Genomic DNA, 20542 nt, shown 5'->3' with positions numbered 1-20542 from the left:
ATGACCACCGCGCTGCCCGACGGACTCGACCTCGCCGAGACCCGCGAGCTGGTCCGGAAGGCGCTCGACGAGGACCTGCGCTACGGACCGGACGTCACCACCGACGCCACCGTGCCCGCCGACGCCGTCGCCACTGCCTCGGTGGTCGCGCGGCAGGCCGGCACCCTCGCCGGTCTCGATGTCGGTCTGCTCGTCCTCGACGAGGTCATCGGTGCCGATCATTACCGCGTGCTCGATCGCAGGTCCGACGGCACGCGCGTGCTGCCCGGGGATTCGGTCCTGACCGTCGAGGCGCCGACCCGCGGCCTGCTCACCGCCGAGCGCACGATGCTCAACCTGCTGTGCCATCTGTCGGGCATCGCCACGGCGACCTCGCACTGGGTCGACGCCGTGACCGGCACTGAGGCGAAGATCCGCGACAGCCGCAAGACCCTGCCGGGGATGCGCGCACTGCAGAAGTACGCGGTGCGGATGGGCGGCGGCGTCAACCACCGCATGGGACTCGGCGACGAGGCGCTGATCAAGGACAACCACGTCGCCGCGGCCGGTTCGGTGGTCGCGGCGCTGCGCGCCGTCCGGGAGCACGCTCCCGATATCGCGTGCGAGGTGGAGGTCGACACCCTCGAGCAGTTCGACGAGGTGCTCGCCGAGAACGTGGAATTGATCCTGCTCGACAACTTCCCGCTGTGGCAGACTCAGATCGCGGTGCAGCGGCGCAACACCCATGCGCCGCAGACACGACTCGAATCCTCCGGCGGCCTGTCCCTCGACGTCGCCGCCGACTACGCGCGCACGGGCGTCGACTTCCTCGCGGTGGGTGCGCTCACCCACTCTGTGACCGTCCTGGACTTCGGCCTCGACATGTGAGCGTGTAGGTCGCAGGTCACGGCAGGGACGAATCGGACGCGCCACCGGAACATCCGTCGGTGAGACGGTCCCGCACGTGCGCTTTCTGGGGTAGAACTGACAGCACATCGACGTGCCGGTACCGGTCACGTAGGGGCGGTGCTCCGGTTGTCGCCGGTGCCGGGTGGGGGAGGAAGACAGAACACGATGCGGTTACCGATGTCACCGACCGACTCGATGTTCCTGCTCGGCGAGTCGCGCGACCACCCGATGCATGTCGGCGGTCTCCTGCTGTTCCAGCCGCCGGAGGGCAAGGACGCGAGCGACCTGAAGTCGATGTTCGCCGAGGCGCTCGCCCGGGAGGAACCCGCCGGGCCGCTGTGGCGCAAGCGGCCCACCCGCTCGCTGTTCACCCTCGGGCAGTGGGCATGGGAGGACGATCCGCGCTTCTCGATCGACTACCACGTCCGGTTCAACGCGTTGCCGTCCCCGGGCACGATGGACGATCTGTGGGAACTCGTCTCCCGCCTGCACGCGTCGCTGCTCGACCGCACCCGCCCGTTGTGGGAGATGCACCTGATCGAAGGGCTGTCCGACGGTCGCTACGCCCTCTACGTGAAGATCCACCACGCGGTCGCCGACGGGGTGGGGGCGATGCGCCTGCTGCGCCGTGCGCTCAGCACCGACCCGGACCGCACCGACATGCCGGCCCCGTGGGCGGTCGCCGACGCGCAGTCGTCGAGCCGCTCGGCGATGGGTACCGCGATCGGGTTCCCCGGCGCCGTCGTCCGCGCGGCGACCGGTGCGGTGAACGATGCAGTGAACGTCGTGTCCGAGGCGGTCGCTCTGGTTCCGGCGCTCGTCGGCACCGTCGACCGTGCTTTGCACAATCGCGGTGGTTCGTTGTCGCTGGGCGCTCCGAACACGATCCTCAACCGGCAGATCTCCGGATCGCGCAGATTCGCGGCCCGGTCCTGGCCGATCGAGCGACTGCGGATGGTGGCCAAGGCGGCCGACGCGACGCTCAACGACGTCGTCCTCGAACTGTCCGGTGGGGCGCTGCGGGCGTATCTCTCCGAACACGATGCGCTGCCGGAGGATTCGCTGGTGGCGATGGTCCCGGTCTCGTTGCGTCGGAGCGGGAGCTCGTCGGGCAACGAGATCGGCATCCTCATGTGCACACTCGGGACGCAGTGCGCCGACCCGGTGGAACGTCTTGCGCGCGTGCGCGGTTCGATGATCGAGGGCAAGCACGCAATGAACTCGATGTCGAAGCTCGGTCGTCTCGCGACGAGCGCGGTGGGTGTGGCGCCCCTGGCGGTGGGAGTACTCACCGGCAACCGGGCGCTGCCGCGGCCGCCGTTCAACGTGATCGTCTCGAACGTGCCGGGCCCTGATGCGCCGTTGTACTGGAACGGTGCGCGCGTCGACGCGTTGTATCCGCTGTCGGTGCCGGTCGACGGGCAGGCGCTGAACATCACGTGCACGAGCACCGACGACGAGATCGCCTTCGGTCTCACGGCCTGCGGTCGCACGGTCCCGGATCTCGTCCGGCTGCTCGATCACTTCGACGAGGAACTCGAGGCGCTGGAATCCGCCCTCGGCGTCCGGGTCGAGGTCGACGACGAGGTGAGCGGCGAGAGCGACGCCGAACACGGCTGACCGCGGCGTTTCGAGAATCGTTGCGGCGCATCACCGAACGGACAGGGTGGGGTCGCGAACGGGACCGACACGCCCGTCACCCGCCCCGATTGGCTACGCTGAGCGCCCGTGACCGACTTCGACAGCCAGGTGGTGGCGGCTGTGACCGCCCACATGAACGACGACCACGCGGCCGACAGCCTGCTCATCGTGCGTGCCTTCGCCGAGCCCGGTGCCGTCGAGGCTCGGATGACCGGCGTCGACCGCGAGGCGGGGGAGTGGGTCGTCGTCATCGACGGTCGCGATCACACCGTGCGTATCCCGTGGCTCGAGCCGGTGACCGACCGGGCGGGACTCCGCACGGCCGTCGTCGACCTCTACAAGGCGGCGTGTACGCGCCTCGGGGTCGACACCCCGTCCTGATCGCTGTCCCGACCGCGCTGCGGCCGGGACAGCACGATCACGCCGACGCCGCGACGCGACGGGCGTGCGGCGTCCACACCTCCGTGAGCGCACGGCGGCCGATGAACAGCCCGATGTGGCCGGCATCGGCGATCGTGGTGGTGATCCTCTCCGGAGGGGTCGACACGTGCTCGGCCAGCGCGGTGACCTGCCGGGGAGTTGCGATCGGATCGGCGGACCCGGCGATGAGGTGGACCGGGCACTCGACGGCCGAGAGGTCGACGACGCGTCCTTCGGCCTTCAGCGTGCCGGCGACGAGTTCGTTGCCCACGAACAGGTGCCGCATGATCCATTCGCGGAAGGCCGAAGGGATCTCCTGCTTCCAGGTGAACCAGTGCCGTTCGGCCTCCCAGCGCGCCACTTCGTCGGGATCGTGGAGCAGGCCGAGCAGTGTCATCGCTCGTTCGATCTCACCGATCGGATCGGTGGTCGGCACTCCGACGGCCCGCGCCGCCCCGTACCAGAAGTCGATCGTTGTGGCCGCGGCCCCGCGGGGCGCGTGGGCGAGCACCGACAGCGCCGGCTGGTCGACGTGGAAGTCGATGGGTGCTCCCGCCACGGTCAGCGAGTGCACGCGCTCGGGATGCAGTGCCGCGTAGATCGTGCCGAGCCACCCGCCCTGGCTGTCGCCGATCAGGTTCACCCGGCCACCGAGATGGTCGACGGCCTCGGCGACGACCGCCAGGTGCTCATCGATCGAGCAGTCGTCCGTCGCGGGAGTCGCGGGTGCCCAGTCGAGGCAGTGCAGGCGGGTAAGGCCACCGGCCCTGAGGGCTTCGACCTGGCTGCGGTCGGCGGAATGGTCGACGATGCACGAGTGGGTGCCGGCCTGCGGCGGCAGCAACAGCGTGGGGATCTCGTCGCGTGCGGGATCGGGGGTGCTGCAATCACGCAGAGCTCCGAGCGACCACCGGCACACGACCGGCCAGTCCGTGGTCCAGCGCGGCGGCGTGGCCGAGGTCAGGGCGCGGCTGTACCGGTTCGCGTCGGAGACCAGCGTGCACGGCGTGGCGCCGCGTCGTACGAGGCCGGCGAGATAGCCGCTCCAGCCCGCGATCGCCGCGGTCCCGAGACGAAACGGGGCCGCGGCGATCCGGGCTGGTGTCGGTGTCAGCATGCACTGCACCGGAGAACGTCCGCTGATGCGGTGTTCGGTATCGACTGCATCGAGTGAGTCGACGATTACTTCAGCAGGTCGCGAGCGGTGCTCGTGACGGTGGTGGTGAGCTCGCGAGCGAAGGAGACCTGCGCCTTGGCGAGATCGGCGACCCACTCGACGGGGGTGGCGTCGGCGACCTTCTCCTGCAGATCCAGGAGGCTCGAGACGGCCTTCTCGTAGGTGTCGACACCGAGGTTTCCGCTCTGCTTCGCGGCGTCGACGAACTTCGCGTTGAACTCCTGGAAGCGTTCGGTGGCCTCGTCGACGGTCTTGGTGAACTCGGTCGCGGCCTTGTCGGCAACCGCAGCGGCCGTCGAGGTCAGCTTCTCGGCCGACTGCTGGGCCGTTGCGGTGGCCTCGGCGGCGGCCTTCGTGGCGGCTTCGGTCGCCTTGGCCGCGGCATCGGTGGCCTTGGCGTTGGCGGCGGTGGTCTTGGTCGGTGCGGTCATGGTGTGTACCTTCCGTGGGCGCTCGTGACAGGAGCGGGGCTTCCCCTGTGGGGTGCGCTCGGATCAGCGCTGTTAGCAGGTTAGCAAAATGATAGCTAACACGCAATGTCACCCGAAGACATACGTTCCCGGGGCATCGCACAGCGGCGGATGCTGCGCGCTGCCCATCGCCGGGGGAGCGACGAGCTCACCGGCCCGCTTCGTCGACCATGCGGTCCAGTCGTCCCACCACGACCCTGCGGTGCGAGTGGCCTTCTCCGACCACGCCTTCGGGTCCTCGGGCAGCTTCGGGAGCTTCTCGGAGTCGGGCGCACCGACGGCCTCGAACCAGGCCTTCGGGTTGGGGGGATTGACCGCGCCGGCCACGTGGCCACCGCTGGTCAGGACGTACCGGACCGACCCGCCGAGCAGGCCCGTCGCCTTGTACGACGAGGTCCACGGCACGATGTGGTCGTTGATGGCGCCCACCACGTAGGTGTCGCACGTGATGTCCGACAGGTCGAGGACCTCGCCGTCGAGTTCGTACACGCCGCGTGCGAGCTCGTTGCGGCCGTACAGCGACCGCAGGTAGTGCGAGTGCATCTTCGCCGGCATGCGGGTGCTGTCCTCGTTCCACGCCAGGATGTCGAAGGCGGCGGGCTTCTCGCCCTTCATCCACCGCGACACCCAGTAGTTGAAGATCAGATCGCGCGCACGGATCATGTCGAAGCTGCCGGCCATCTCGTTGCCCGAGAGGAAGCCCTGCTTGCTCATCCGGAACTCGACACGGTCGAGCGTCGCCGGGTCGGTCAGCAGCGCGAGCTCGCCGACCTCGCTGTAGTCCAGGAGCGTGTTGAGCATCGTGAACGCGCTGATGCGCTTGTCGCCCAGCTTGCCCATGCGAGCCGCGGCCATGGCCGCCATCGCGCCGCCCAGGCAGATCGACAGCACCTCGATGCGCGACGAGCCGGTGACCTCCTCGACGACGTCGAGCGCCGCGGAGACTCCCTGGCGGTAGTAGTCGTCCATCGTGATCTCGTGCATCGACTCGTCCGGGTTGCGGTACGAGATCGCGAACACGGTGCGGTTGTGCTGCACGGCCCACTCGATGAGGCTGCGCTGCGGCGCGAGATCGAGGATGTAGTACTTGTTGATCCACGGCGGCGCCGCCAGGATCGGGATCTCGTGCACCTCACCGGTCTGCGGGGCGTACTGGATGACCTCGATGAGGTCGTTGCGGAAGACGACCTTGCCGGGGGTCGCGGCCATGTTCTCGCCGAGGGTGAACGCCTCGCGATCGACTTTGAGCGGCAGGCCCTTCCGGTGCACGACGTCCTCGATGGCGTACTTCGCGCCGCGGAACAGGCTAGCGCCACCGGTATCGAGTGCGCGCACGAGCACACCCGGGTTGATGAGGAAGTTCGACGGGGCGAGCGCGTCGAACATCAGGTTCGCGAACTGACGGGCCTTGCCGTCCTGCACGGGATCGCCCGAGCCGGCGTCGGCGAGGTCCTCGACGTACTCGCGGGTGGCGAGATAGCTCTGCAGCAGCGAGAAGTAGGCCGGATTCTCCTTCCAGGCGGCATCGGAGAACCGGCGGTCCTTCGGATCCAGCGGCACCGGGGGCTGCGGATCGGCGGCGTTCCACACGTGTGTCGCCGCCGCCGGGATGTTCGCCAGACGGCCGGCGTACTCCGTGGTCGCGCCGGCCACGGCCCGCGGATTCTTCACTGCACGGCCGGCGACGGATGCGACGGCCGGTCCCCACCCGATCGGGTCGAGGGAGGAGGTGAGCTTCTTCTGCAGATGGTTGAGCACCGAGCAACTCCAGAACTGGGTGAATGGTCCGGAGCCGATGTTGACGCCGCCGACGGAGGCGCGCACCTTACCCCCAGGTACGTGCTACCTGCATGTTCGCCGACGACGTGACGAAATCGGGCTGACCTCGGCTGCTGCGTGACGCACGAACCCGCCTGGTGGCGATTGTGAGAATGCTCACTCCTCGCCGGGTTCGCGCCCTCCGCCACGCCGACGACGCGCGACGGTGACCTCCCGGAACGCCTCGTACATCTCCTCGAGCGAACGCCGCTGGGGATTGGTCAGGTCGGGATCCTCGCGAATCGCCCGCAGCACGGCGGACTCCGCTCCGTCGTCGGCCTGCGCGTGGGCCGCGAGGGTGTCCGCGGACAGGTGCAACTGTTCGGCGATCGCTTGCAGCACACGCTCGCTCGGCGCCCGCAGGTTCCGTTCGATCTGCGACAGGTACGGATTCGAGATACCCACCATCGCCGCGAGCTGACGCATGGGCAGTTCTGCGAGTTCACGCTGGCGGCGGATCAACTCGCCCAACGTGCTCGGGCGCGACTCGTCCTCGTCCATGCCGACAGCATAAGCACGGTGATCCGTGCCGAGAGCATCCTCACGCGGGCGCGACTTCGAACGTCGTCGGGGGATGCGGGATAGTAGAGGGTGATCCCTGTTCGACGAGAGAGGACACCTCATGCTTGCCCGCACCGACCTGCGCGGTCGTACTCCCACCACTGCGGAGCTCAGGGGCGCACTGCCCCGCGGCGGAGTGGATGTGGACGCGGTGCTCCATCAGGTCCGTCCCGTCGTCGACGACATCCGCGACCGCGGCGCCGAGGCTGCGCTCGACTACTGCGAGAAGTTCGACGGGGTCCGCCCGGCGTCCGTGCGTGTTCCCGCCGCAGAACTCGACCGAGCGCTCGCCGAACTCGACCCCGCCGTCCGTGCCGCCCTCGAGGAGGCCATCGCGCGCACGCGCGTCGTGCACGCGGCCCAGCGTCGCACCGACGTCACCACCGAGGTCGTCCCCGGCGGTACCGTCACCGAACGCTGGGTGCCGGTCGAACGCGTCGGCCTCTACGTGCCCGGTGGCAACGCGGTCTATCCGTCGTCGGTCGTGATGAACGTCGTCCCGGCGCAGGCCGCCGGCGTCGAATCGCTCGTCATCGCCTCGCCGCCGCAGAAGAACTTCGGCGGACTGCCGCACCCGACGATCCTCGCCGCCGCGGCCCTGCTCGGCGTCGACGAGGTGTGGGCCGTCGGCGGCGCCCAGGGCGTCGCACTGCTGTCGTACGGCGGCACCGACACCGACGGCGCCGAACTCGCCCCGGTCGACATGATCACCGGCCCCGGCAACATCTACGTCACCGCCGCCAAGCGGCTGTGCCGCGCGGTCGTCGGCATCGACGCCGAGGCTGGTCCCACCGAGATCGCGATCCTCGCCGACCACACCGCCGACGCGGTGCACGTCGCCGCCGACCTGATCAGTCAGGCCGAGCACGACGTCATGGCCGCTTCGGTGCTCGTCACCACCAGCACCGACCTCGCCGACGCCGTCGACACCGCGCTCGCCGCGCAACTCGAGCTCACCAAGCACCGCGAGCGCGTCACCACCGCGCTGTCCGGCAGCCAGTCCGGCATCGTCCTCGTCGACGACATCGACCAGGGCCTGAAGGTCGTCAACGCCTACGCCGCCGAGCACCTCGAGATCCAGACCGAGAACGCCTCCGAGGTCGCCGCGCGTGTCCGTTCGGCGGGTGCGATCTTCGTCGGGCCGTGGGCGCCGGTCTCCCTCGGCGACTACTGCGCCGGATCGAACCACGTGCTGCCCACCGCCGGCTGCGCCCGGCACTCGTCGGGCCTGAGCGTGCAGACCTTCCTTCGCGGCATCCACGTCGTCGAGTACACCGAGGCGGCCCTGAAGGACGTCTCCGGTCACGTCATCACCCTCGCGAACGCCGAGGACCTGCCCGCCCACGGTGAAGCCGTCCGTCTGCGATTCGAGGCGCTGAAGTGACCCAGATCCCCGGCTCCCGCATCACCCTCGCCGACCTGCCGCTGCGCGAGAACCTGCGCGGCAAGTCGCCCTACGGTGCACCCCAGCTGACGGTGCCCGTCCAGCTCAACACCAACGAGAACCCGCACCCGCCCACGCAGGCGCTCGTCGACGACGTCGCCGAGGCCGTGCGTGAGGCGGCGACGCAGCTGCACCGCTATCCCGACCGCGACGCGGTCGCGCTGCGCACCGACCTCGCCGCCTATCTGACGAAGGCGTCCGGTGTTCCCCTCGGCGTCGAGAACGTCTGGGCCGCGAACGGTTCCAACGAGATCCTGCAGCAGCTCCTGCAGGCCTTCGGTGGCCCCGGGCGCACGTCGATGGGCTTCGTGCCGTCGTACTCGATGCACCCGATCATCGCCGACGGCACCCAGACCGAGTGGCTGTCCACCTACCGGCGCGACGACTTCACCCTCGACGTCGAGGCATCCGTCGCCGCCGTGCGGGAGCGGCGGCCCGACGTCGTCTTCGTCACCAGCCCCAACAACCCGACGGGACACAGCATCCCGCTCGACCAGTTGCGGGTGATCCTCGACGCCGCACCCGGCATCGTGATCGTCGACGAGGCGTACGTCGAGTTCTCGTCGCAGCCGAGCGCTCTGTCGCTGATCGACGAGTACCCGACGAAGGTCGTCGTCTCGCGGACGATGAGCAAGGCGTTCGCCTTCGCCGGTGGACGGCTCGGCTATCTCGCCGCCGCCCCCGCGGTGATCGAGGCGCTGCTGCTCGTGCGCCTGCCCTATCACTTGTCGGTCGTCACCCAGGCCGCCGCGCGTGCGGCTCTGCGGCACGCGGACGAAACCCTCGCATCGGTCGCCGAACTGGCGGCCCAGCGCGACCGCGTCGCCGCCGAACTCGCCCGGTTCGGCTACGACGTGATCCCCTCCGACGCCAACTTCATCCTGTTCGGCCGCTTCGCGGATGCCCCCGCCACCTGGCAGCGGTATCTCGACGAGGGTGTGCTCATCCGCGACGTCGGGATCCCCGGCTACCTGCGCACCACGATCGGCCTGACCCACGAGAACGACGAGTTGCTGCGAGTGAGCGAAAAGCTCGCAGCCACGGACATCGAGGAAACCCTATGAGCGACCGCATCGCGCGCGTCGAACGCACCACCAAGGAATCGAGCATCACCGTCGAGATCGACCTCGACGGGACCGGCCGCACCGAGATCTCCACGGGGATCCCGTTCTACGACCACATGCTCACCGCGCTCGGCCAGCACGGTTCGTTCGATCTCACCGTGCAGGCGCAGGGCGACGTCGAGATCGAGGCCCACCACACCGTCGAGGACACCGCCATCGTCCTCGGCCAGGCCTTCGGTCAGGCCCTCGGCGACAAACGCGGCATCCGGCGCTTCGGCGACTGCTTCATCCCGATGGACGAGACCCTCGCGCACGCGTCGGTCGACGTCTCCGGCCGCCCCTACTGCGTGTTCACCGGTGAACCCGACTACATGGTGCACTCGGTGATCGGGGGATACCCCGGCGTGCCCTACTCGACGGTGATCAACCGGCACGTGTTCGAGTCGTTCGCCTTCCACGCCCGCATCGCACTGCACGTGCGGGTGCTCTACGGCCGCGACCCGCACCACATCACCGAGGCCGAGTTCAAGGCGGTCGCCCGTGCGCTGCGCGAGGCCGTCGAACCCGACCCCCGCGTGACCGGCATCCCGTCGACGAAGGGCAGTCTCTGACATATGGATGTCGTCCTCACCTACCTGTGCTTCATCGTGGCCGGATTCGCGGCGGGCGGAACGTGGTCGATGTGGAAGGCTCGCAACACGTTGTTCGCGGGTGTGCTGCTGGCTCTGACCGTGCTGGCAGCCGCCGCGGGCGTCTTCCGGTTGCTCTGACGTGGCGGAACAACAAGGACTGTTCACCGTTCGTGGTCTGATCCCGGCGTGGTCGACGTCCGCGGCGGCCTTCGGCGGCTTCTCGCTGCTGCTGCCGGTCGTGCCGTGGGCGATCGCCGAGGCCGGTGGCAGCGACACGCTCGCCGGGTCGGTGACGGCGGTGTTCATGTTCACCACGGTCCTGACCCAGCTCGCGATGCCGCGACTGCTGCGCGCGTTCGGTCACCGCGCGACGCTCGCGGCCGGCTGCCTGTTCCTCGGGCCACCGTCGCTGCTGTTCCTCGTGTCGATGGCCCCGGCGGCCGTGCTCGGGATCTCCGCGTTGCGCGGTATCGGCTTCGGCATGATCACCGTGGCGGCGGCCGCTCTCGTCGGTGAGCTCGCGCCGCCGCGATTGCTCGGCCGGGCCACCGGCATGCTCGGCATCGCCATCGCCGCGTCCCAGACGATCGGCCTGCCCGCCGGGCTGGCGATCGCCGAGCGGTTCTCCACCACGCCGGTGTTCGTGCTCGGCGCGATCATCTCGTCCACCGGTCTGTTCGCCGCGAGCCGTCTGCCACGGCTGGCCGCGAAACAGTCGCGGACGGCACGACGGGTGCCGCCGGTCGTGCTCCTGTTCCCGCTGGTCGCGGTGGGCGCGGGTGCGATCGCCTACGGCGGTCTCACCTCGCTGTTGCGCATCGCGGTCGCCGGCCTGCCCGTCGCGGCAGCGTTGGCCGTACTCAGCGCGTCCTCGCTGATCGGGCGGTACGCGGCAGGTTCCGTCGCGGACCGGGTCGGCGCCGGCAAGTTGCTGCCCGTCGGTCTCGGCCTGGCGGGCCTGGCGATGATTCCCTTCGCGCTCGTCGCCGACGACCGCGGGGGAGCGGTGCTGCTGATCGTCGCCGCGATCGCCTTCGGATTCGGCTTCGGTGTCGTGCAGAACGAGGCGCTGCTCGTCGCGTTCCGTCGCGCCGGGGCCGGTAACACCGGCTCGGCGAGCGCCGCCTGGAACATCGGCTTCGACGCCGGCACCGGCGCCGGTTCGTTCGCCCTCGGCGCGGTGGCAGCCGCGGCCGGATATCCCGCGGCGTTCGCCGCGGCCGCGGTCCTGGTCCCGGCCCTGCCGCTGCTGGCCCGACTGGCCGGGCCGTCGGAACGTCCCCGTCCCACCACCTAGAATCGACATCATGAGCGCAACCACGGTCGCCGTCCTCGACTACGGCTCGGGCAATCTCCACTCCGCCACGCGGGCAGTCGCCCGTACCGGCGTGCATGTGGAGGTCACCGCCGACCCGAAGATCGCGCTCGCCGCCGACGGCCTCGTCGTCCCCGGCGTCGGGGCCTTCGACGCGTGCATGAAGGGCCTGCGCAGCGTCGGTGGAGACAAGATCATCGGCACCCGCCTCGCCGGCGGACGCCCCGTGCTCGGCATCTGCGTCGGCATGCAGATCCTGTTCGAACGCGGCGTCGAGCACGGCATCGAGACCGAGGGCTGCGGCGAGTGGCCGGGCACGGTCGAGCGCCTGGACGCGCCGGTGCTCCCGCACATGGGCTGGAACACCGTCGAGGCCCCCGCCGATTCGGTGCTCTTCGCCGGCATGGACGCCGACACCCGCTTCTACTTCGTCCACACCTACGCCGCCCGCAAGTGGGAGCTCGACGCTCCCGAGCGTCTCGCGCCGCCGAAGGTGACCTGGGCCGAGCACGGCAGCCGCTTCGTCGCTGCCGTCGAGAACGGTCCGCTCTCGGCCACCCAGTTCCACCCGGAGAAGTCCGGCGACGCCGGCGCACAGTTGCTGCAGAACTGGGTCAGCTCGTTGTGACCGGGCCGCGGCGCGGTCGGCCGGGCGGAGAGTTCTCCTTCGGCCGTCACGCGCTGATGTCTGTCGGCACAGCGACCGTCGTCCTGCTCGTCACCGCGATCGTCGTGGTGGCGGTCCGGCCCACGCCGGTCGTCGGTCTCGTCATCGCACTCGTCGGCATCGTGGCGGCCGTCGTTGCGATGGGTGTCGTGTCGACGCGGTCGGCCCGCCGCGCCTTCGGTCCCGCCGAGGACGACCGCCCCGAAAGCTGACGCGCCGAACCGGGTTTCGCTCGGCGTGTTGCGGTAGCGAACCTCGGTTGGGTGCGCGAGGAGCTGCGTAACGCAGCCGCTACGAAATCGGACAAACCGGTTACCTGTAGTTAATCTACGCAACAATATTCGTCATCGACGTGCCCAACGATGAACGGGTGACCCAAGCCAGCCCCACCTCCGCATCCGTCATCGACTCCCCGGTCCTCCTCGACGGATACATCCCCCAGATCGACCTGTCGCTCGCCCTGACAGGAGACCCCGACGCCCGCGCCGCCGTCGGCCGTGCCCTCGACAAGGCCTGCCGCACATCGGGATTCTTCGTGCTCTCCGGCCACGGCATCGACCGCGGCCTCATCGACCGGGTCCTCGACGCCACCCGCCGCTTCTTCCACGTGCCCCTCGAGCAGCGACGCCATCTCGTCGCACCTCCCGGCGACGTGACCCTGCGCGGCCTGCGCCTGTTCCACGAGGGCCGCGTCAGCACGAAGGGGCGCGACGGTGCCAGCGCCGACGGTCTCGCGACCGGCCTCGACTCGCCGCCCGACCTGTGCGAGCTGTTCACCATGAACCGGGCGGGGGAGCCCGGCGTGCCCGACACCGCCGAACTCGCCGAGGGCGCCGCGGTGTGGACGCGCCCCAACCGCTGGCCCGACCTCGCCGGCCTCGAGGACTTCCGCCCGGCCTGGCTCGAGTACTACGGCGAACTCGAACACCTCGCCCTCGAGGTCATGCGCTTCTTCGCGCTCGGCCTCGAACTCGACGAGCACTACTTCGACGGACTGTTCGACAACCACCTCACCAACCTGTGCGCCAACTACTACCCGCCCATCACCACGCCCCCGGTGGACGGGCAGTTCCGCAAGTTCCCGCACACCGACTCCGGCACCCTCACGATCCTGTACCAGGACGAGGAGGGCGGCCTGCAGGTCGTCGACCGCTCCACCGGTGAATGGGTGGACGTGCCGTTCATCGAGAACTCGTTCGTCGTGAACATCGGTGACCTCATGGCGATCTGGACCAACAACCGCTGGGTCTCCACCCACCACCGGATCCTGCCCCCGCCGCCGGAGAAGTGGGACCGCGAACGCATCTCGATGCCGTTCTTCCACACCCCCAACTGGTCCGCGGTCATCGAGTGCCTGCCCTCGTGCACCGACGCCGCCACCCCGCCCGCCCACGAACCGGTGCACTCCGGTGAATATCTCGAGTACAAGGTCGTCGGTCTCACCGCCTGAGCTGTCCTCACCCCACCCCCGTCCCACCGCCGGCCCCCCGCCGGCGGTTCTCCCCAGGAGTCCATCCCGTGACGACCATGCCCCGACGTGCGTTCCTTGCCCGTTCCCTCGGCGGACTGATCCTGCTCGGCGCCGGATCCACACTGCTCACCGCCTGCTCCGGCGACGGCGACAGCGCCACCGGCAGCGAGGGATCCGTCGCGTTCCGGCTGTCCTACACCCACTCGGTGTCCTTCGCCGGCACCTACCTCGCGATCGCCGACGGTTTCTACGCCGCCCAGGGCATCGAGACGGTGGAGCTGCTCGAAGGCGGCCCGACCGCGACACCCACACCCCTCGACGTCGGGGTCGGCAAGGCACTGCTCGGTGTCGCCTCGACACCGGACCAGGTCGCCACCGCCCGGCTCAACGGGGGAGCGGCGGTGAAGATCGTCGGCGCGCTCTACCAGAAGAACCCGTACGCCGTGACGTCCCTGGCGAGCGCACCGATCCGGACTCCGCAGGATCTCGTCGGACGCACCATCGGTGTGCAGGCCGTCAACGAGACGGTGTGGACGGCCTTCCTCGAAGGAGCCGGCATCGATCCGGCGTCGGTGACCACCGTGCCCGTCCAGTTCGACCCTTCGCCGTTGACCCAGGGGGAGGTCGACGGCTGGTTCTCCTTCGTCACCAACGAACCCGTCACACTCGCTGCCGCCGGTTACGACGTCGAGACGCTGCTCCTCGCCGACAACGGCTATCCGCTCGTCGCGCAGGTGTACGTCGCCGACGAGTCGACCCTGTCGGGAGATCGGCGCGCCGACCTCGTCAAGTGCCTCACCGCCGAGATCGAAGGGTGGATCGCCGCGATCACCGATCCCGAACGCGCCGCATCGATCACGATCGATTCCTACGCGCCCGATCTCGGTCTCGACCTCGCCGTCCAGACGGAGATCGCCCGCATCCAGAACGACCTGATCGTCACCGACGACACCCGCAGTTCCGGCCTGATGACCGTCACCGACGATCTCGTCGCCCAGAACCTCGCGACCCTCGCCGCCTCCGGCCTCGACATCTCCGCCGACGAGCTGTTCGACCTGTCGGTGCTGGCCGAGGTCTACGACGCGCGACCCGACCTCGCGACGGCGCTCGCCGACGTCGCGATCGACGGATGAGCACCGTCGTCGCCGGTCCGGTGACACCGGCGCGCCTCCCGAGCGCGCCGCCCGTCCGGCGAGTCGTCCGCTTCCGTCCCGACCGTCGGCTGGTGTCCGGCGCGCTCGGTTTCGCGGGTCTGCTGCTCGTGTGGACCCTGCTCGCCGTGGCCCGTCCGGCGCTGATCCCGACGCCGGTGGCCGTACTCGGCGCCTTCGTCGACAACGGCGATCTCATCGCGGCCAACACCCTGTCGACCACACGCGTCGCCGCGCTCGGCTGGCTCGCCGGCAACGCGATCGCGGTGGCGCTGGGGGTGTTCGTGCTCGTTGTGCCGCGACTCGAGGCATCCGTCCTGCGACTGGCCGCCGTCGTGTCGTTCCTGCCCGCTCTCGCGATCGGGCCCGTGCTGTACGTGCTCCTCGACGGCGACACCCCGAAGATCGTGATCTCCGCGCTCGGGGTGGTCCTCACCACCGTCGTGGGCACGGTCGTCGGTCTGCGCGCGGTGAGCCCGACGGTGCTCGACGTCGTCCGCGCGACCGGCGGTGGGCTCGGCGCCGAACTGCGCTTCGCCCGTATCCGCGCCGGTCTGCCGAGCCTGCTCGCGAGCCTGCGCATCGCCGGCCCTGCGGCGGTGCTCGGCGCGATCATCGGCGAATATCTCGGCGGCTCCGAAGGTCTCGGGCCCGCCATGATGACTGCCCAGCAGCAGCTGAACGTGCCGCTGACGTGGGCGCTGGCGCTCGCCGCGACCGCCGTGGCCGGCATCGCCTACGCCGTCCCGGCGCTGGTGAACCGGTGGACCTCACCGTGGGCCGCGACCGTGTCCACCGGCTCGGTCACCTTCGGCCCGGCCACCCCGGCCGTGACGGGATGGCGACGCCTCCTCGGAATGGTCGGGGGACTCGTCGCCGCCGTCACGGTGACCCTCGCGGTGTGGTGGGCGGCCGTCGAACTGCTGCAACCGAGCCCGATGGTGGCCAAGACGCCCGCGGACGTCGCACGGTTCCTCTTCGCCGGCGATCGCGCCGCGGACCACCGCGCGGTGGTGTTCGACGCGCTCGGGCAGACCCTGTCGTTCGCGGCGGTCGGTTATCTCGCCGGCACCGTCGCGGCGTTGCTGCTGGTCGCAGTGCTGGTGCGCTTCCCGGCCCTCGAATACGTCGCGATGCCTCCGGCGATCGTGCTGCAGTCGGTGCCCCTCGGAGTGTTCACCCCGATCTTCATGATCGTCTTCGGGCGCGGGCTGTTCACCGCCGCGGCGATCTGCGGCGCCGTCACCTTCTTCCCGACGCTCGTCATGACGCTGGCCGCCGTGCGCGCGGTGCCGAGCAGCGTCACCGACGTCTTCCGGGCGAGCGGCGCGAGCGCGACCCGCACTTTCCTGTGCGCCCAGATCCCCGCCGCCCTGCCCGCGCTGCTCGCCGCCGCGCGGATCGCGGTTCCGGCCGCGGTCGTCGGCGCCCTGCTCGTCGAATGGCTCGCCACCGGAACCGGTCTCGGATACCTGATGCTGCGTTCGACCACCACCTTCGCCTACGACCAGCTGTGGGCGGCGGTCGTGGTGTGCACCCTGACGATGATCGCCGCCTACACGATCGTGACCGCCCTGGAGTCCTGGGTGCTGGCACGGATGGGAGATTGACATGCAGAGCACCCCGGGCATCTCCGTCTCGGCGGTCCACAAGTTCTTCGACGGCCGCACCGGCCGCGTCGAAGCCCTCACCGACGTCTCGTTCGACGCCCCACCCGGCTCGTTCACCGCGATCGTCGGCCCGTCCGGCTGCGGCAAGTCCACCCTGCTGCGGATGCTCGCCGGCCTCGACACCCCCACCACCGGGAGTGTGAAGGTCGCGGGAGAGGACCCCGATGTCGTGCGCCGCCGTCACGGTGTGGGTATCGCCTTCCAGGACCCGGCGCTGCTGCCGTGGCGGTCGGTCGCCGCGAACGTCGCGCTGCCCCTCGCGGCGGCCGGCCGTTCGGACCCCGAACTCGTCGCCGAACTCGTGCGGCTCGTCGGGCTCGGCGACTTCGCCGACGCCCGCCCCGCCCACCTGTCGGGCGGTATGCGTCAGCGCGCCTCCATCGCGCGGGCACTCGTCTCGGAGCCGGACATCCTGCTGCTCGACGAGCCGTTCGGGGCACTCGACGACATGACCCGGCAGAACCTCAACGGTCTGCTCCAGGAGATCTGGACCCGCCGCGCGACGACCACCCTGCTCATCACGCACTCGATCGAGGAGGCCGTCTTCCTCGCCGACCGGGTGCTGCTGATGTCGGCGCGGCCGGGCCGCATCCGCGCGGATTTCGAGATCGACCTGCCGCGCCCGCGTCTGCCGGAGATCAAGCGCAGCCCCGAGTTCCACCGCCTGTGCGACGAGATCTCGGACGCGTTGTTCTCGTCCGACGATCTTCTCGCTCCGGCCGCGCTCTGATTCACCTCGCACGCTCCTCGGAAGGGATGACGGCGTTCTCCGCCTCGGAGGGGACGACGGCGTTCTGCGCCGTCGCGCGCAGACGATCGGCGAACACCGCGCAGGACCGCACGATCTCCGGGGCCGCGCGCATCCGGACGTCGGCGTCGAGGGCGGCGAGCGCGAGGACGAGCCACTGCCACGACTCGACCGCGAGGTCCACTTCGGTCCGATCGTCACCCGTCGGGCGGATCTCGGCGTCCTGGTACTTCAGCGCGTCGGCCACCCGGGTGGCCGAGGCCGCCACGTCCAGGTGCACCGGTGTCCGCCCCTGCCGGAGTCCTTGCCGCAGGTATTCCGTGGCGGACCCGGCGGGAAGCGGGCGCGGTGCGAATGGGCGGCCGGTGCGGAGCAGGTCGCGCACACGGTCGAGACGGAAGACCCGCCAGTCCTCACGATCGACGTCCCATCCGAGGAGGTACCACCGCACCAGGTGGTGCACCTGCCGGTACGGCTCGACCCGGCGAGAGGTGGGCGAGCCCTGCGCGTCGACGTAGTCGAAGGTGAGTGTGTCGCACCGCGCGATCGCCTCTGCCACGGTGCCGAGCAGCTCCGCCGACACGCTGGGCGCCTGCAGCGCACTCGTCTCCACCGCGCTGCGGACGGCCGCGACCCGCGGGCGCAGCCGCGCGGGCAGGAACTGGTCGAGCTTGCCGTAGGCACGGGTCGCGGCGTCGTCCAGCCCTCCTTCGGCCGGCCCGGTCGCAGCGAGGGCGCCGAGTCCCAGCAGCACCGCGACGGCCTCGTCGTCGTCGAGTACCAGCGGCGGCATCGAGCGTCCCGACGCGAGGCGATAGAAACCGCCGGGCCCGGAACGGGTTTCGACGGGATACCCGTAGCCGCGCAGACGGTCGACGTCGCGGCGGAGCGTCCGGCGGCTCACCTGCAGCCGCCGGGCCAGCTCGTCCCCGCCGATCGTGCGTCCGGTCTGCAGGATCGACAACAACGCGAGCATCCGCTCGGTGACGTCCGCCATGGCGCCATACTCCCATCGGTTGCGGCCAGGATCCGGCCGCAACCGGTCGTAGCGTCGAACCCATGACCACCACCGTCACGACAACCGAGGCGGCAGTGCGAGACCGCGCCATCACGATCCGCCGCGCCCGCACCCACAACCTGGCCGACATCGATCTGACCGTTCCGCGCAACCGGCTCGTGGTGATCGTCGGGGTGTCCGGCTCCGGCAAGTCGTCGCTGATCTTCGACACGATCGCGGCGGAGGCCGGCTTCCAGCTCAACGAGACGTACCCGCCGTTCACGCGCAACCGGCTCCCGAAATGGACGCGACCCGACGTCGACCACATCGACGGTCTGACGCCGGTGATCGTCGTCGACCAGCGTCGGCTCGGCGGCAACGCCCGCTCGACGGTCGGCACCATCACCGACACCTGGACCTATCTGCGGCTGCTGTACTCCCGCGCGGGCACACCCGTCCTCGGCGAGTCGAACCGCTTCTCGTTCAACGACCCCACGGGAATGTGCCCGACCTGCTCCGGGCTCGGCGAGATCGTCGTCAGTGCCGTCGAGCGGTTCCTCGATCTCGACCGGTCCCTCGCCGAGGGCGCGATCCTGGTGCCCGGATTCGGCAACGGCGGGTACTGGTACTCCCAGTACGCCGACATCGGGTCCTTCGACGCGGACACACCCCTACGCGAGTGGAGGCCCGCCGAGCGCGAGGCACTGCTCCACGGTGGCGAGGCCGCAGCGGCGCTGGGCCACAAACCGCCGGACGGTTACGAGGGCGTCGTCGAAAGGTTCGAGCGCATCCACCTGCACACCTCCGACAACCTCTCCGAACGCAAGCAGGACGTCATCCGGCGCTTCACCCGCGCCGAGACGTGCCCGGACTGCGGCGGGGAACGGCTGAACGCGGCCGCGCGGGCGGTCACAGTGCGCGGCCGCACGATCGGGGAGCTGTCCCGCCTCGAGATCGCCGAACTGCTCGAGTTCGTGCGCACGATCGACGACGAGCGCGCCGCTCCCGTGGTATCCGCACTGGTGGGCCGGCTCGAGGCGATGGTGACGATCGGCCTCGGCTATCTCGCGCTCGCCCGGACGACCACCACGCTCTCGGGCGGCGAATCGCAACGGATCAAGATGGTCCGTCACCTCGGGTCGAGCCTGACGGAGATGACCTATGTCGTCGACGAACCGACGGTCGGTCTGCATCCCGCCGACGTGGAGTCGATGATCGAGCTCCTCGAACGGCTCCGTGACAGCGGCAACACCGTCCTCGTCGTCGAGCACGATCCGGCCGTCATGGCCCGTGCCGACGAGGTGATCGAGATCGGTCCCGGTGCGGGTTCGTCCGGTGGTCGCCTCGTCTTCCAGGGCACCTTCGACCGATTGCGGCAGGCCGACACCCCCACCGGCCGATCGCTGCGGCGCGACATCGGCGGCGGTCGCCCCGCTCGCGAGGCGACCGGCAATCTCACGATCGCCGGTGCATGTCGCAACAACCTCCGCGACCTGACGGTGCAGATCCCCACCGGGGTGCTCACCGTGTCCACCGGCGTCGCCGGATCGGGAAAGTCCAGTCTCGCAGCCGAACTCGTCGACCAACACGACGCCACGGTGATCGACCAGCGGCCGGTGAGCACCAACCGCCGCTCCACCCCGATCACCTACACCGGCATCGCACCTGCCCTGCGGCGGATGTTCGCCGAACACAACGGTGTGCCGGCGAGCCTGTTCAGCGCGAACTCGGCAGGTGCGTGCCCGACCTGCACGGGGGCCGGTGTCGTGTACATCGACCTCGCCTTCATGGACGGACACGAGGTCGTCTGCGACACCTGCCACGGTCGCCGGTTCACCGCCGAGGTGCTCGGGCACACCGTGAACGGCCTGTCGATCGCCGACGTCGACGACCTCACCGTCGGTCGTGCCCTCGAGGAACTGCCACACCCGGAGATCACGCGCCGACTGAGTGCACTCGCCGGGGTGGGTCTCGACTACCTCCGCCTCGGGCAGTCGCTCGACACGCTCTCGGGCGGCGAGTGTCAACGGGTCAAGATCGCCAAGGAACTCGGACGAGCCAGGACACCGACCCTCTACGTCCTCGACGAACCGACCACCGGCCTGCACGCCGAGGACATCGGCACCCTCCTGCGCGTTTTCGACGACCTCGTCGACCGAGGGCACACGGTCGTCGTCATCGAGCACCACCTCGAGGTGATCCGCCACGCCGACCACATCGTCGACCTCGGACCGGGACCGGGACGGCACGGCGGAACCGTGCTGTACGAGGGGCCCGTCGACGAGTACACCGGCCGTCCGACCCCGACCTGCCGGGCCCTCGACGCGGCACGGTCGGCATGACGCACGGCGCTTTCCCGGCGCCCCGGCCACGCGTTTGGCGATGTCACAGGTACAGGCACTAATGTG

20 protein-coding genes are annotated in these 20542 nt (G+C 69.8%); 15 read left to right on the top strand and 5 right to left on the bottom strand.

Annotation, left to right across the window (positions count from 1 at the left end; translation table 11 throughout):
• From nadC to U9J23_RS14145, 3 genes are all read left to right on the top strand, one after another.
• Window positions 1-867 carry a carboxylating nicotinate-nucleotide diphosphorylase gene (gene nadC, locus U9J23_RS14155; protein ID WP_059380996.1) on the top strand — a complete coding sequence of 289 codons (867 nt, stop codon included), beginning with the start codon at window positions 1-3 and terminating at the stop codon, window positions 865-867.
• A 198-nt stretch (window positions 868-1065) separates the two neighbouring features.
• Window positions 1066-2508: a WS/DGAT/MGAT family O-acyltransferase gene (locus U9J23_RS14150; RefSeq protein ID WP_059380997.1), complete on the top strand. Its 1443-nt coding sequence runs from the start codon at window positions 1066-1068 to the stop codon at window positions 2506-2508.
• 108 nt (window positions 2509-2616) lie between these two features.
• Complete coding sequence (locus U9J23_RS14145; RefSeq protein WP_016696012.1) at window positions 2617-2910, top strand: DUF2470 domain-containing protein; 294 nt, start codon at window positions 2617-2619, stop codon at window positions 2908-2910.
• A gap of 37 nt (window positions 2911-2947) precedes the next feature.
• On the opposite strand, the gene U9J23_RS14140 is transcribed toward U9J23_RS14145, so the two are convergent.
• The 4 genes from U9J23_RS14140 to U9J23_RS14125 form a co-directional block, all read right to left on the bottom strand.
• Complete coding sequence (locus U9J23_RS14140) at window positions 2948-4066, bottom strand: alpha/beta fold hydrolase (protein WP_059380998.1); 1119 nt, start codon at window positions 4064-4066, stop codon at window positions 2948-2950.
• 65 nt (window positions 4067-4131) lie between these two features.
• Window positions 4132-4557, bottom strand: coding sequence for a hypothetical protein (locus tag U9J23_RS14135; RefSeq protein WP_059380999.1), 426 nt, complete (start codon window positions 4555-4557; stop codon window positions 4132-4134).
• A 108-nt stretch (window positions 4558-4665) separates the two neighbouring features.
• Entirely contained in the window at window positions 4666-6420 is a 1755-nt protein-coding gene (locus tag U9J23_RS14130) for a PHA/PHB synthase family protein (protein ID WP_326598486.1), read from the bottom strand.
• 111 nt (window positions 6421-6531) lie between these two features.
• On the bottom strand, window positions 6532-6915 hold the full coding sequence (locus U9J23_RS14125; RefSeq protein ID WP_085468371.1) for a helix-turn-helix domain-containing protein: 384 nt from the start codon (window positions 6913-6915) through the stop codon (window positions 6532-6534).
• Window positions 6916-7036: 121 nt separating this feature from the next.
• Here U9J23_RS14125 and hisD point away from each other — a divergent pair, with 121 nt between their 5' ends.
• The 11 genes from hisD (at window position 7037) to U9J23_RS14070 (ending at window position 17119) form a co-directional block, all read left to right on the top strand.
• A complete protein-coding gene (gene hisD, locus U9J23_RS14120) occupies window positions 7037-8359 on the top strand; it encodes a histidinol dehydrogenase (RefSeq protein ID WP_085468370.1) in 1323 nt (440 codons plus the stop codon).
• A complete protein-coding gene (locus U9J23_RS14115) occupies window positions 8356-9483 on the top strand; it encodes a histidinol-phosphate transaminase (protein ID WP_326598482.1) in 1128 nt (375 codons plus the stop codon). Before hisD ends, U9J23_RS14115 begins: the two co-directional genes overlap by 4 nt.
• Window positions 9480-10094, top strand: coding sequence for an imidazoleglycerol-phosphate dehydratase HisB (gene hisB, locus U9J23_RS14110; RefSeq protein ID WP_106199458.1), 615 nt, complete (start codon window positions 9480-9482; stop codon window positions 10092-10094). The genes U9J23_RS14115 and hisB overlap by 4 nt, the downstream gene beginning before the upstream one ends.
• Before the next feature lie 3 nt (window positions 10095-10097).
• Complete coding sequence (locus U9J23_RS14105) at window positions 10098-10253, top strand: hypothetical protein (protein WP_016696019.1); 156 nt, start codon at window positions 10098-10100, stop codon at window positions 10251-10253.
• Between the two features lies 1 nt (window position 10254).
• The gene (locus U9J23_RS14100; RefSeq protein WP_085468367.1) at window positions 10255-11412 is read left to right on the top strand and encodes an MFS transporter; all 1158 of its coding nucleotides are present in this window, start codon (window positions 10255-10257) and stop codon (window positions 11410-11412) included.
• Between the two features lie 10 nt (window positions 11413-11422).
• Entirely contained in the window at window positions 11423-12058 is a 636-nt protein-coding gene (gene hisH / locus U9J23_RS14095) for an imidazole glycerol phosphate synthase subunit HisH (protein ID WP_024101217.1), read from the top strand.
• A 56-nt stretch (window positions 12059-12114) separates the two neighbouring features.
• A complete protein-coding gene (locus U9J23_RS14090; protein WP_059381114.1) occupies window positions 12115-12309 on the top strand; it encodes a hypothetical protein in 195 nt (64 codons plus the stop codon).
• 158 nt (window positions 12310-12467) lie between these two features.
• Window positions 12468-13547: an isopenicillin N synthase family dioxygenase gene (locus U9J23_RS14085; protein ID WP_326598476.1), complete on the top strand. Its 1080-nt coding sequence runs from the start codon at window positions 12468-12470 to the stop codon at window positions 13545-13547.
• Window positions 13548-13624: 77 nt separating this feature from the next.
• Window positions 13625-14701 carry an ABC transporter substrate-binding protein gene (locus U9J23_RS14080; RefSeq protein WP_064059960.1) on the top strand — a complete coding sequence of 359 codons (1077 nt, stop codon included), beginning with the start codon at window positions 13625-13627 and terminating at the stop codon, window positions 14699-14701.
• Window positions 14698-16329, top strand: a complete 1632-nt coding sequence (locus tag U9J23_RS14075; protein WP_059381003.1) for an ABC transporter permease — start codon at window positions 14698-14700, stop codon at window positions 16327-16329. Before U9J23_RS14080 ends, U9J23_RS14075 begins: the two co-directional genes overlap by 4 nt.
• A gap of 1 nt (window position 16330) precedes the next feature.
• On the top strand, window positions 16331-17119 hold the full coding sequence (locus U9J23_RS14070; protein ID WP_059381004.1) for an ABC transporter ATP-binding protein: 789 nt from the start codon (window positions 16331-16333) through the stop codon (window positions 17117-17119).
• Between the two features lies 1 nt (window position 17120).
• On the opposite strand, the gene U9J23_RS14065 is transcribed toward U9J23_RS14070, so the two are convergent.
• Window positions 17121-18134, bottom strand: coding sequence for a helix-turn-helix transcriptional regulator (locus U9J23_RS14065; protein ID WP_326598472.1), 1014 nt, complete (start codon window positions 18132-18134; stop codon window positions 17121-17123).
• Window positions 18135-18196: 62 nt separating this feature from the next.
• Between U9J23_RS14065 and U9J23_RS14060 the strand changes: the two genes are divergently transcribed.
• A complete protein-coding gene (locus tag U9J23_RS14060) occupies window positions 18197-20476 on the top strand; it encodes an ATP-binding cassette domain-containing protein (RefSeq protein ID WP_059381006.1) in 2280 nt (759 codons plus the stop codon).
• Window positions 20477-20542: the final 66 nt, after the last annotated feature.

Origin of the sequence: Rhodococcus sp. PD04, from assembly GCF_035918275.1 — a bacterium.
GTDB classification, from domain to species: Bacteria; Actinomycetota; Actinomycetes; order Mycobacteriales; family Mycobacteriaceae; genus Rhodococcus; species Rhodococcus rhodochrous.
The sequence above is the reverse complement of the archived record's forward strand: the minus strand, read 5'-3'. Positions and strand labels throughout refer to the sequence as shown.